We start from the raw sequence: 12,793 nt of genomic DNA, 5'->3' as shown, positions 1-12,793 counted from the left end.
TATGAAAAAGTTTTCCATACTCCTCTGTCTATGCCTCGTCTCGTCGAGTCTATTCGCTCAGAAACAAGTGTTGAAAGACGTAATCGCGGCGCGGAGAAGTGCCCAACCCCGAACGGTACAGGCTTTCAATACGGCAACGACGCTGTCGGTGCTTGCTAACCAGCCCTTTGTAGCCAACCATACCGCCGTGCAGTTTGCGGCCAGTGAAACCGTTTTGGCTCAACTCGCGCGGGAGAATCCATCTTTTATGGAATTTTCCATACCTATCTCAGCCAAGAATACCCTGACGCTGGAACTCATTCCAATGGAAATTTTTGGCGAATCGTACAAAGTCATGGATGCCCAAAACCAAACGGTTAGCGTTGACAGAGGGATTTTTTATAAAGGCATCATTAAAGGCGACGATAACTCCATTGCATCGTTGGCGTTGATAAATGGCGAATTGAGCGGCTTCATTGCTAACCAGAAAGGAACTTACGTACTGGCCAAATTGAAGAACGAGTCGAATTACATTTTTTATAATGACAACGAATTAGTAGAGAAACCGATATTCAATTGCAACGTAAAAGAGGACGTGACCAATCTGATTGACCAAGCGATGGTTGCGCCGAGTTCGACCAATTCGGGTTGCTCGGCGCGTCCCGTTCAAATCTATTTTGAGGCCGACAACAGCATTTTCACCGCGCAAGGCTCGAATATGACCACGGCGACCAATTTTGTCAACGCTCTATTTGGACAAGTCGCGGTGATGTACGCCAACGAAAACATCCCGGTTCAAATCTCCCAACTCAAAATCTGGGACACCACCGACCCTTACGTTTCAGCAAACAATACCCAAACCTTCCTCAACCTTTTTGTCGCGCAGGTCGGCACGGCTTACACGGGCGATTTGGCGCACCTGATTTCTGCCCGTGATTTGGGCGGTGGCATTGCCGACGGCTTCGAGAGTTTGTGCAATAAAGGCGCCGCCATAAGTGGCAGTATCACTTCAACAGTTGTCAATGTCCCCACGTATTCGTGGAATGTGAATGTCATTACGCACGAAATCGGGCATAACTTCGGCTCGCGGCATACGCACAGTTGCACCTGGCCGGGGGGTGCCATTGACAATTGTAGTGCCACCGAAGGCGGCTGTCCGCGTGGACCTGCACCCGTTAACGGCGGTACAGTGATGAGTTATTGTCATTTGGCGGCGGCGGGTATAAACCCCGCTAACGGATTTGGGACTTTGCCTGGTAATTTGATTAGAAACAGAGTGAATTTCTGCATCTATACCAACCGGTTAGACATCACAATCGGCACACCAACCAATACGACAGGCACTTGCAACGGGCTTGAAGTGGTGGTGACTTCAACGGGTGGAACTGGCGGTAAAACGTTTTCGGTATCGCCAGATGTGGGCAACCAAGCCGTTTCGGGGACGTTTACGGGCTTAACGTCGGGTACTTACACCTTCACGGCAACCGATGCAAACGGCTGTACGGTCTCAAAAAATTTGACGATTAGCACGCCGTTTGCCTTTTCAACTGCGTCTCAAATCACCAATTGCCCTGGTAATATAGGGCGCATTGTCGCCACACCGATTGGCAATTCCAACACGTTTAACTACAATATTTCGCCCAATGTCGGTACACAAAGTCCATCAGGAACGTTCAATAACCTACCCGCGGGAACGTATAATTTCACCGCCACACCCACGACGAACGGCACCTGCTCGGTCACTTTCAGCGCAACGCTTACCGCGCAACCACCTTTTAGTATAGACGCCCCCTCAGTATCAAAGGCCAATTCAGGTGTTTCAGACGGTCAGATTATCGTTAGTGGCATCAGTGGGTCAAAACCTTACACGGCTTCGATTTTACCTAATGTCGGGACGCAACCTTACGCGGGTGTGTTCACGGGCCTTGCAGCGGGAACGTATGCCCTTACCGTAACCGATGCCAACGGTTGCACGGCGAGTACGAGCAATATTGTGGTTGGGACGTTGCCTTCCTTAACGGTTAACACAAGCAGCCTCACTGTATGCGGCGGTTCGGTCAATCTCAACAGCCTTATCACGACTTCGGGTGGCAGTTCAGTTGTGTGGTCAAAAAAACCGCAAGCCGTTCAAGGGACATCGGGTTATAATTTTCACTTCGTTTTATTGAGTAACGGAACGCTCACGGGTTGGGGCGATAACGCTTATGGGAAGTTAACTTTTCCGGTGTTCGCCGGGCCCATTAAACAAATTGCGGCCAATGGCAACTACGGTCTAGCGTTGTTGACCAACGGCTCGGTCGTTGGGTGGGGTGACAATGGTAACGGCCAAATCAACATACCAACGTTTGCCGCGCCTCCGATTAAACTAAGCGCGGGTCTCAACAACAGTTTAGCTTTGTTGATGAATGGTTCGCTTGTTGGTTGGGGCAATAACAGTCGAGGACAATTGAATTTTCCCGCTTTCCCAAGTCGCATCAAAGACTTAAATTCGACAAGCGAAAACAACGCCGCGCTGTCCGTTGATGGAACGGTAAAAGTTTGGGGCGCACCCTCTCCCTCGCCAAGTATTTTCCCAGCCCTCAACGAGCCGCCGACTTTTGCCGCACCAGTTTCGGCGGTTTCAATCGGATTGTACCACGGTTTAGCCCTTTTGAGTAACGGACAAGTGCAAGGTTGGGGCTACAACCGTTACGGCGAAATAAACATACCAACTTTTGCCGCGCCTGTCAAACAAGTGCTTGCGGGTTGGAATACAAGCTACGCGCTACTTACAAATGGCTCAACCGTCGTTTGGGGCGATGGCGCAGCAACTGACGTGCCGCCGACAACCACGGCAACACCCCTCAGTATAACGGGCATTTTGTCCACCGTTTTAACGCTTTACAACGATGGTTCGGCGCGGTCGTGGGGACAGAGCCGCATTGGTGGTAGCGACCTCAGTACCTACGATGCCGAAGCGTTGAGTAACGCCACCGTCACGCCGCCCGTCGGCACAACCACGTATTACGTCGTCGTAAGAAATACCGACGGCGAATACAAAACGGGTGAAGTGACGATAAATGCCTCGTCCACACCCGCGGCGCCTGTTGTGGTAAATACCGCAGTCTGTTCCAACGAAAGTACCTCAATAACGGTCAATTCTCCCGGTAATACGGTGCGGTGGTTTGATGCGACGGGGACGAATGTGGTGAACGTTGGCTCAACCTTAACCTTGCCCAATCTAACAGCGACAACGGCCTACAAAGTCCGCGTTGAAACCCAAGAAGGCTGTCAAAGTCCTTTTACTGATTTTACGGTAACGGTCAATCCCAAACCCGCCGCCCCCACCGTCACCGCCAGCGGACCGACGGCCTTTTGTAGTGGTGGTTCAGTTACCCTCAATTCAAATGTAGGCCCTAACAATGCGCTGAATTTTGTAAAAACCAATAGCCAATACGTTACCGTTCCGCACAGTACCAGCTTAAACCTGACCACCAGTTTTACGATGGAAGCTTGGGTCAACTATTCAGGCATTAATTCGACCATTGTAGATAAAGGAAATTACAACTATTTATGGTCGTTGAATGCCAATGGGAATGGAAATAAATTGGGTTTCTACGAGTTAAGTACAGGCACGTGGAAATATTCAACGGGTATAGTGCCCGAAAACACTTGGACACACGTAGCCATTACGTTCAATGCCGGTGCGCTGACCTTTTTCATCAACGGAGTCGCCTCCGGAACAGCAACCACTACGATTTTACAAGATAATCAGCCCTTGAACATTGGCCGACAGCAACCTACTTCTTGCCAGTGTAATCATTTCAACGGCACTATGGACGAACTTCGGATATGGAATGTGGTGAGAACCCAAGCTCAAATTTTCAATAACATGACCAATACCATACCCGGCAACAGTGCCGGATTGGTGGCCTATTACAAATTTGACGAAGGCACCGGTAACACGACCGCAGATGCCACCAGTAACGGCAATACCGGAACATTTGTAAACGGTCCCACTTGGCAAGTAGCTTCCCCACTAAACGCAACAGGCCCTAACAGGGCGCTACGTTTTGCAAAAACCAATAGCCAATACGTTACCGTTCCGCACAGCACCAGCTTAAACCTGACCACCAGTTTTACGATGGAAGCTTGGGTCAATTATTCAGGCATTAATTCAACCATTGTAGATAAAGGAAATTACAACTATTTATGGTCGTTGAATGCCAATGGGAATGGAAATAAATTGGGTTTCTACGAGTTAAGTACAGGCACGTGGAAATATTCAACGGGTATAGTGCCCGAAAACACTTGGACACACGTAGCCATTACGTTCAATGCCGGTGCGCTGACCTTTTTCATCAACGGAGTCGCCTCCGGAACAGCAACCACTACGATTTTACAAGATAATCAGCCCTTGAACATTGGCCGACAGCAACCTACTTCTTGCCAGTGTAATCATTTCAACGGCACTATGGACGAACTTCGGATATGGAATGTGGTGAGAACCCAAGCTCAAATTTTCAATAACATGACCAATACCATACCCGGCAACAGTGCCGGATTGGTGGCCTATTACAAATTTGACGAAGGCACCGGTAACACGACCGCAGACGCCACCAGTAATGGCAATACCGGAACATTTGTAAACGGTCTCACTTGGCAAACCGTCTCTCCTTTAAATGCAGTACAGTGGTCGCCGAGCGGAGCCACTTCACCCGCCATTGTAGCCACCACGACGGATACTTACACGGCCACCATGACCAACGGCTACGGTTGTGTCAGTTCGGCAAGTGTCGTGGTAAGCGTAGGCTCCAACGCCGCCGCCGTCACCCTCGCCAGCCCCGCCGATGATTACGCTACGGGGGCGATTCTAAAAACGGCGTCGAGCGTCAACGGAAAAATAACGGCGACTAACAAAATAACGGGCACGGCCAACGTGACTTACCGCGCCAAATCTATTGAGCTAACCAATGGGTTCAGGGCCGACAACGGGGCGGTGTTTTCTGCGGCGGTCGGCGGGTGTAATTGATTCCCTTCGGTAAATAAACCCGCCACCCCCACACAGTTTTCAGTGCTTTTCGCCTTTGATTGATTTTAGGATTTGTGGGTTGGTCCAGCTTATTGTTTCTCCCAATCCAATTTTATCTCTTAACCCCAAACGGTACAGCGTTCCGTACATCCCATCTATGAAAATCAAACTTACGTTTTTATTGCTCCTCATTCCGTTGTTTCTCACTGCTCAAAATGTCCCTTCTCCGTTCATTGGAACAAATTTAGCAAGAGGCAGTAGCTTACGTGTACTAAGATTGGCCGTTTCTGTCAACGGAGAATTTACCCAATCAGTGCCGGGGGCAAATGATACCGAAAAAAAAGCAGAAGTTTTACGTATAATGAAACTTTGGATTGCGGAAATTAATAATATGTACGGAAGAGAATACAGTGTTCGCTTCGAACTTGTGCCTGATAATCTCTTATTGTCAATCATCTATCCCAAAGCCGCAACAGACCCGTGGCCACCTATGTGGGGAGGAGGATGTATCAATGCCGCAAATATCTTAAATAATCAGGAATCAGTTATTGATAATGCCATCGGTGCTGCCAATTACGACATAAGTCATGTTATTCTCAGCAGTAGTTATGGGGGAGGATGCGCGGGATGGTTTAAAGCAGGCTATTCTAGTGGGTTTGATATTCCTGTTTCGCGGCATGAAATCGGGCATCAGTTTTCGCAGGCACATACAATCAATAACGGAAATTCAACAAACTATGAACCAGAAAATGCAGGTAGGTCTGTTCATGGCGGAAACACCGACCCGTATGCACATTCTAATTCTTATCATCAGTTAGCCAAGTATTTATTGAATACGGTACCGACCGTAGGTAAAAACATACCAACCGGAAATACCGTACCGACCGTGAATGCAGGCCCGGACCGAGCGATTCCTGTCAATACCCCTTTTACCCTTTTTGCCACTGCTTCTGATCCTGATGTTGGGGATGTTTTAACTTACGTGTGGGATCAATTAGATGGCAGTACCATGCAAAACTTACCCGCACCGAAAAAAACGCAAGGAGCATTGTTTTCGAGATTAGTGCCGTCTTTAGTTCCTTCGAGAACGTATCCCAAAATAAGCAGCATAATCGCCAACACCTTCTCTACTACTGAAGAGGATATGCCTACTTTGGCAAGGGATTTGAATTTTAGATTAACGGTAAACGATAGTCATCAATTTAATTATAACGGTACGATGGTAAATCAAAGCGGTACCCACTCAGATGATATAAGAATTACTGTTGTGAACAATGGAGGCCCTTTTACCATAACCAGTCAAAATACCGCGGTTACTTATACCGGTGGGACTAATCAAGCCATCACTTGGAATGTAAACGGAACAAATTTAGCCCCCATAAATGCTTCTAACGTAAAAATCAGCCTTTCTACTGATGGTGGTTTTACCTACCCGATAGTCATAACAAATAGTACAGCAAATGATGGCTCTCAGGTCGTAACAATGCCAAATATCAATACCACTCAAGCCAGAATTAAGGTTCAAGCGGTTGATAATTATTTTTTCGCCATCAACAGTTCTAATTTTACGATTACCCCAAATACAAGTATCGCCGGAATTGGCATTTCTGTTACCGCTGAAAATACTTTAGTCAGCGAAAACGGACAAACCGATACCTATTCAGTGAGGCTTCTCACAACCCCCTCGGGTGCGGTTTTACTAAATCTTACGGCTGATAATCAAACAGAAATCAGTTTGGATGGTACAAATTTCAGTTCAAGTCGAACCATTGTTTTAAACAATACAACCCCTCGAACCATCATTGTAAGAGGCAAATCTGACAATCGTTCTGAAGGAACGCATAGTGGACTAATTCAACATTCTATTTCTGCAAGTGATGATTTAGTAAATTATCCGCTCGGAATGAACGGGCAACCAGTTTCAGTGAGTGTGGCAGATGCACAAATTCCACCTATCATCGGGATTGATTTTGATGCAACAAGTTCGACAACTTCACCTACCAATTGGGTCAGAATTTCCGACATACGAAACCAGTCACTGACAAATATCCCTTTGGATGACGGTACTCCGACAGGTATTGACCTCTCTATGAATGCCACTAATTGTGGGATTGGCGGTTGTGGTTTTACATCGAGTACTTTTAGTTTACCCCAACATGCCCGGTCGCTTTCAGGTCTTACAGGAGTAACTTATGCAAGAGGAACTGCTACTTTTAATTGGAGCGGATTGCAGGCGAATACAAAATATGTTGTATTTGTTTTTGGAGTGGGAGTTTTCGGTCCTATGAATCAAAGCGTAACGATTGAAGGGAGCGGGAATCCAGTTTCATTTACTCAAAATGCCAGTTCAAATATTTTGTTGGTTAATGATCAGGTTTCTTCACCCAAACCTCTGCCAACCTTTGGTAAGATAATTACTTCATCGCCGAGTGGAACCATAAATATCACCGTAACCTCAAATTTGGCAAGTACAGAAATGTCATTTGCAGGAATCGGAATTCGTAAAATGGATTGACCAAGTAATGAACACAACCCCAATTTCGAGTGATTTGAATCAGACTGTGTTCTTGGTCAATTCAACAGGAACTGTTCAAACCGGTAGAAAATTTTAATTATGGCCCTGTGGAATGGCTCTGGCGGAGTTTGACGTATTGGAAATTGCAGCCGTTTAAAAGGTAAAAATCTCTCAAAATTTTTCCATTTTTTACAATAAAACACTTAACAACAATGAAAAGAAGAACATTTTTGAAAACCTCGGCTTTATCAGCCATTGCGGTATCGACTACTGGCTTTGTACGTTTAGAAGACGACCGCTACGTGGGCGACTGCGAAACAACCTCCGATATTTTAGGCCCATTTTACCGTCCCGACAGCCCAATTCGGAGCAGCCTCGTCATTAAAGGCGAAAAAGGCGCCCCGATTGAATTATTTGGCAAAATCAAACACGACGATTGCATCACACCTTACAAAAACGCCAAAATAGAACTTTGGCATTGCAACGGCAACGGCGTATATGACAACGAATCGGCTGATTTTAAATATCGAGGTACGCTCTATTCCGATAATGGAGGTAATTACTCTTTCAAAACCATTTTGCCAGTTCCTTACGGTGAGGGCAACAACTACCGACCAGCGCATTTTCACATGATGATTTCTGCCGAAGGCTATCAGCCATTGGTGACACAACTTTATTTCACGGGCGACCCTTGGCTTGAAAAGGATAGTAGTTCGGCTTCTCCAACCGCCAAAAGAAGGATTCTGGAAGTCCAAAATCTGAAAGATGGAAGCAAAAAAGTATCTTTTGACGTCAGTATGGCTAAAAAACTCGCCGCAGAACCTGCGGCACTTGACCGTTTGATTGGCATTTATGTGAATGAAAAAGATGCAAATAAAAAAACCGAACTTATCAAAAAAGACAAACAATTATGGATAAAAGGCGATAAAGCAAATGGTATGCCTTTCGGGATGAATTTAGAATACATCACCAACAACACTTTCACGATATCGGGGGTGCCACCCAAGTATCAACTCTCTTTTGCTTTTGAAGTTATGCCTTCTGGTGCCATAAAAATGATGGAAAATTTTACCAATGAGAAAGGAGAAATGGAGACAACCGTATCGGTAAAAGGGAAGTGACGGAGAGAACTATCGGGTCGCCCACGCCCGATACTACCACAAAAAACTACAACCTTTTATTGCATCCGAAAAAGCTACAAATGGGTAAGTTTGATGTCTATTACTAAATTGTCTGGTGTTTCCACCTCATAACACTCGAACAAAAAAACACTCATAAACCTGCAATAAACGAAAGGTAGTTAGCAGGATGAATAACCTCAAAAGTGGCCTCTGGGTAGGTTTCGAGCCAAAGCGAAGGTGGTTTTAGGCTTGATTTGGAAGTCCATTTGAACTCAAATCCGTAGAGTCGCCCGTCTCGCTCCTCTACGAAATCTACCTCTTTTTGGTCGTAGGTACGCCAAAAGTAGTTATTAGAAAACAGTTTCGTGTAGCCTTGTTTTTTGAGTCGCTCTATGATGAGGTAGTTTTCCCACAAAGCACCGACATCGTTCCGCAAGTTGAGTTCATTGAAATTATTGATGATGGCGTTGCGGATACCATTGTCCCAAAAATAGTATTTCGAGCCTTTGGATATTTCTTTTCGCAGGTTTCTTGAATAACCACCAAGCCGCTTGATGACAAAGACTTTTTCCAATAAATCGAGGTATTTTTCCATCGTGCGGGTATTCATCCCCGTCGCTTGGCTGAGTTCATGCACTGATACGAGGCTTCCGATTTGAAATGCCAAGAGGCTCAGGATTTCAACAATTTTTTTGGACTTCCTGATTTCTTCAAACATCAACAGGTCTTTGTAAAGGTAGCCATTGACAATGCCGTTGAGTAGTTCTCGCTTGTCCGAAAGCCCAACAGTCGTGATGATTTCGGGGTAGCTGCCATAAATGAGGCGTTGCGATAGCAATTCTTCGGTCTGAAAGGGTGCTTCGGTAGCGGCAAGTTCGAGTTGAGCGATTGGGTACAATTCAAACTCCCATTTCCGTCCGACTAAGGGTTCGCCAGTCTGATTTGAGAGGTCGAAGGAAGAAGAACCCGTTGCCAAAATCCGAAGGTGTGGAAGATGGTCAATGAGCAGTTTGAGATTCAAACCGATATTGGGTACATGTTGGGCTTCGTCCACCACAAGTAGTTGGTGTTTGCCGATGTTTTGCCGAAGTGTTTCGATGCTTTGACTACCCAGCCAAGTTTGAACGGCTCGGTCTTCGCCAGAAACGAATAGAAACGGAGCGGACTCTTTGGCAAGAACCTCTTTGAGCAAGGTGGTTTTACCTACTTGTCGAGGCCCTAAAAGTACGACTACTTTGCCAGGGACCATTCTGTTTTCAACTTGGTGTCGAATAGTTCTGTTAATTTTCATACTGTAATACATAAAATTTATCATAAATTTATGTATTACAACTTAGTAATGCAATAAATCAATTACTTTTAACCTATATTAATAATGAAAAAAAACATCCTTTTTCTGGCAACCCTGCTTCTTGCCTGTGCAGCAACCACAAAAGTGCTAAGCCAATCTAATACAGACGCTCTGCGAATAGCCGAAATAGACAAGAGTTATTGGAAGGAAATATCCCGAACGGTAAAAGAAGGTGATTTTGAAGGTTACAAAGCTACTTGCCACCCAAATGCCGTCTTGGTAACGACCACAGGAAAAAATAAACAATCCTATCCAATGACCGAGGCATTGGCCCGCTGGAAGCAAGGTTTTACGAATACCAAACAGGGTAAGCAGATGGACAATGTCTCGTTTCGTTTTTCACAAAGAATAGGTGGCGAAACTACGGCACACGAAACAGGGATTTTCTATTTCACCTCCCACGATAGCACGGGCAAGCTCATTGCCGAGAGTTATACACATTTAGAAGCATTGCTGGTAAAGCGTGATGGCAAGTGGCTATGTTTGATGGAATACCAGAAAGCCAAAGCTACCCGAGAAGAATGGGATGCTTTGAAGTAATCATTTCCTTTTCAAAATAATAAATCAATTTATGAAAAACACCCCTCACCAAACCCTATTACTGCTCCTTGTTGGGGTATTACTCACGGGTGCCGCTTGTACTTCAACCACCGATAACAAGGAAAAACAGACCAAGGCTGCTGCTGCTACTCTACTAACTATGACCCAAATCAACGATGGCAAATGGGTCATCATGGACAATAAAAAAATGGCCCTCTACGCAGTATTCATTTACGACAACGGCCCCGATTACCCGTCGGAGGGGTTGATAAGGGTGGTAAAAAACGGCAAAATTGGCTATGCAGACGCCAATACCTACGCCATTGTCATTGAGCCGCAGTTTGACTGCGCCTATCCATTTGAAAACGGCAAAGCCAAAGTAAGTAACCAATGCCAAACCGTCAAAGAGGGCGAAAACCGTAGCTGGGTGAGCGATGCCTGGGAATACGTGGATAAAAGTGGGGCAAAAAAATAGCCGTTTTAAAAGGGTGATAACAATAAATACGAATAAATGTCAACCGAAAAAGGAATCAACCAGCTAGAAGTCATCAATACCAAAATCATTCATTTTGGGCATAATGCAGAGTATTTTATGAATATTTTGCATCGGAAGTGATGTACGAAATGTACATGAGTGTCGGTATTGCAGCTATTTTATGGGTGTATGACATCTAAAAAAAGAAAGATTGGAAACCCGATGCCATAGTTACTTTGGTATTTTTTTTCTTTGTTTTTATGTATAACGCCCGCAATTCAGCGGCTTGGTTGGCTTTTGGGAGGTTTTGGGCGGATGTGTTTTATTAAACTCCCTTTAACTTCTAAGGTTGGCAGATACGATAATTAAATCATCGAAATAGTGTCTATATTAATTATCCTTCAGAGCAGATTTAGGAATCTACTCTGAAGGATAGAAGGATTAATTAATCGGCATCAGGTGCAACAAGAGCGGGTAGTTCGGCATCAAATAGAGCAATAAACGCTTCACTTGTTAATATCTGGCCTTGTTTTTGGGCCTGATTGGCAAGTTCATACCCAAATTCAGCCGCTTTCATTCTTTGATTTGGCGTACCATGATGTCCATCATTGTCAAATGCACAGTCTCCTATTGAATAAAAAACACCCAAAAATTCTTGAACTCTTTGCCAATTTAAAGCAGCTCCACGTTTGTGGGTGAGAAAATAAGCAGCGAAGGCATCGGCCATTAATTCCGTTCTTCTGGTACCTTCAGGACTATTGCCAAAATCCACATTTTGAGCAAACTGCACATGGTGGCCATACTCGTGAGCCAATATGGCCTGTGTGGCCACATCGCTGTAGCCCAGATCAGCATACGCCTGTTGAATACCATCGCCCATTACAATTTTTTTGGGAAGACCGTAAGCCGGCTCAGCAGTCGAAGCAAAGGCATTAAACGTCAACAAAGGATTGTTAAAATAATGAAATTTAGGGGAGCCAAATACCGCTTGCAATGTCAATGCTAAATCTAAGGCGATATCGTCAGGAACAGGCCCTCCACCATACGTAAAAAATTCCTTAATCATCGCTACTACCAGAGGCACATTGTTATAAATGGTTCCGTGGGCGTCCGCAATCTGAATATCAGTGGGTATGTTCCAGAATCGCTTTAAATCTTTAAAAACACGGTTGGTCACGTTGGTAAATTGACCATTCGTACCAAAAGAATCTCCACCATCGGTATTGTCTAGAAAATACGCTTCCAAAAAAGCAAAATCACCGAAGTTATTGTAAAAGAAAAAATCACTACTTGTCCAACCCACAATAAGCGGTGGAATATATCCATCAATTTCGGTCGGTCCGCACTCATAGTCATCAGGATTAATTGCCCTTTGTACCAAAGATTGGTAATAAGTATAATCAGCGGTTTTTGACCAAATAGATGATTGAACTCCAGCCCGCGCATTTGAAGCTCCGGGGGCCGTTTTTGCTAAAGCCGAACCAAACTTAGGAACCAATTTGCCTTCTTTAATTAAGGCATTTAATCTTTCTTTTGCCAATGATAAATTAGCTTCCTGCGTAGTGTTGTTTTCAGTAACATTTAAGGAGGATTCTCTTTCGCATCCTGCCAATAAAAAGAGCGAGACCATTGAAAGTACTAGTAGCTTTTTCATGTGTTTGTAGTAAAGGTTTATGATTTGCTAATATACCAAAAAAACATTATAATCGTCTTCTTGATTTTATTTAAGCATTTTAAAGTGACAAATAAAACATATGGATACATAATAACCACAAAGGGATAAATATTCGCAAACCGTTTT

At 44.8% G+C, this 12,793-nt stretch carries 8 protein-coding genes; 6 read left to right on the top strand and 2 right to left on the bottom strand.

Annotated features, from left to right (window positions below; translation table 11 throughout):
- Position 1: 1 nt before the first annotated feature.
- The 4 genes from DVG78_RS05280 (at position 2) to DVG78_RS05265 (ending at position 8,626) form a co-directional block, all read left to right on the top strand.
- Positions 2–4,990 (top strand): LamG-like jellyroll fold domain-containing protein, encoded by a 4,989-nt coding sequence (locus DVG78_RS05280; RefSeq protein WP_114459989.1) that lies wholly within the window; start codon positions 2–4, stop codon positions 4,988–4,990.
- A 157-nt stretch (positions 4,991–5,147) separates the two neighbouring features.
- Positions 5,148–7,505 carry a zinc-dependent metalloprotease family protein gene (locus tag DVG78_RS05275; RefSeq protein WP_114459988.1) on the top strand — a complete coding sequence of 786 codons (2,358 nt, stop codon included), beginning with the start codon at positions 5,148–5,150 and terminating at the stop codon, positions 7,503–7,505.
- A 38-nt stretch (positions 7,506–7,543) separates the two neighbouring features.
- A complete protein-coding gene (locus DVG78_RS30620) occupies positions 7,544–7,669 on the top strand; it encodes a DUF418 domain-containing protein (protein ID WP_114460059.1) in 126 nt (41 codons plus the stop codon).
- 48 nt (positions 7,670–7,717) lie between these two features.
- Positions 7,718–8,626: a dioxygenase family protein gene (locus DVG78_RS05265; RefSeq protein WP_114459987.1), complete on the top strand. Its 909-nt coding sequence runs from the start codon at positions 7,718–7,720 to the stop codon at positions 8,624–8,626.
- A gap of 151 nt (positions 8,627–8,777) precedes the next feature.
- Here the strand turns inward: DVG78_RS05265 and DVG78_RS05260 are convergent, their stop codons facing one another.
- Complete coding sequence (locus DVG78_RS05260) at positions 8,778–9,917, bottom strand: ATP-binding protein (RefSeq protein ID WP_114459986.1); 1,140 nt, start codon at positions 9,915–9,917, stop codon at positions 8,778–8,780.
- An 84-nt stretch (positions 9,918–10,001) separates the two neighbouring features.
- On the opposite strand from DVG78_RS05260, the gene DVG78_RS05255 reads away from it, so the two are divergent.
- Complete coding sequence (locus tag DVG78_RS05255) at positions 10,002–10,517, top strand: nuclear transport factor 2 family protein (RefSeq protein WP_114459985.1); 516 nt, start codon at positions 10,002–10,004, stop codon at positions 10,515–10,517.
- A gap of 31 nt (positions 10,518–10,548) precedes the next feature.
- Complete coding sequence (locus tag DVG78_RS05250; protein WP_114459984.1) at positions 10,549–10,992, top strand: WG repeat-containing protein; 444 nt, start codon at positions 10,549–10,551, stop codon at positions 10,990–10,992.
- A 445-nt stretch (positions 10,993–11,437) separates the two neighbouring features.
- Here the strand turns inward: DVG78_RS05250 and DVG78_RS05245 are convergent, their stop codons facing one another.
- Complete coding sequence (locus DVG78_RS05245; RefSeq protein ID WP_147276997.1) at positions 11,438–12,646, bottom strand: neutral zinc metallopeptidase; 1,209 nt, start codon at positions 12,644–12,646, stop codon at positions 11,438–11,440.
- Positions 12,647–12,793: the final 147 nt, after the last annotated feature.

Origin of the sequence: Runella aurantiaca, assembly GCF_003339505.1 — a bacterium.
In the GTDB taxonomy this organism is placed as follows: Bacteria; Bacteroidota; Bacteroidia; order Cytophagales; family Spirosomataceae; genus Runella; species Runella aurantiaca.
This window is presented reverse-complemented; position numbering and strand designations above follow the sequence as displayed.

Coding starts and splice junctions, on each gene's coding strand:
- DVG78_RS05280 (WP_114459989.1), top strand. CDS start 2: ATGAAAAAGTTTTCCATACTCCTCTGTCTATGCCTCGTCTCGTCGAGT.
- DVG78_RS05275 (WP_114459988.1), top strand. CDS start 5,148: ATGAAAATCAAACTTACGTTTTTATTGCTCCTCATTCCGTTGTTTCTC.
- DVG78_RS05265 (WP_114459987.1), top strand. CDS start 7,718: ATGAAAAGAAGAACATTTTTGAAAACCTCGGCTTTATCAGCCATTGCG.
- DVG78_RS05260 (WP_114459986.1), bottom strand. CDS start 9,917: ATGAAAATTAACAGAACTATTCGACACCAAGTTGAAAACAGAATGGTC.
- DVG78_RS05255 (WP_114459985.1), top strand. CDS start 10,002: ATGAAAAAAAACATCCTTTTTCTGGCAACCCTGCTTCTTGCCTGTGCA.
- DVG78_RS05250 (WP_114459984.1), top strand. CDS start 10,549: ATGAAAAACACCCCTCACCAAACCCTATTACTGCTCCTTGTTGGGGTA.
- DVG78_RS05245 (WP_147276997.1), bottom strand. CDS start 12,646: ATGAAAAAGCTACTAGTACTTTCAATGGTCTCGCTCTTTTTATTGGCA.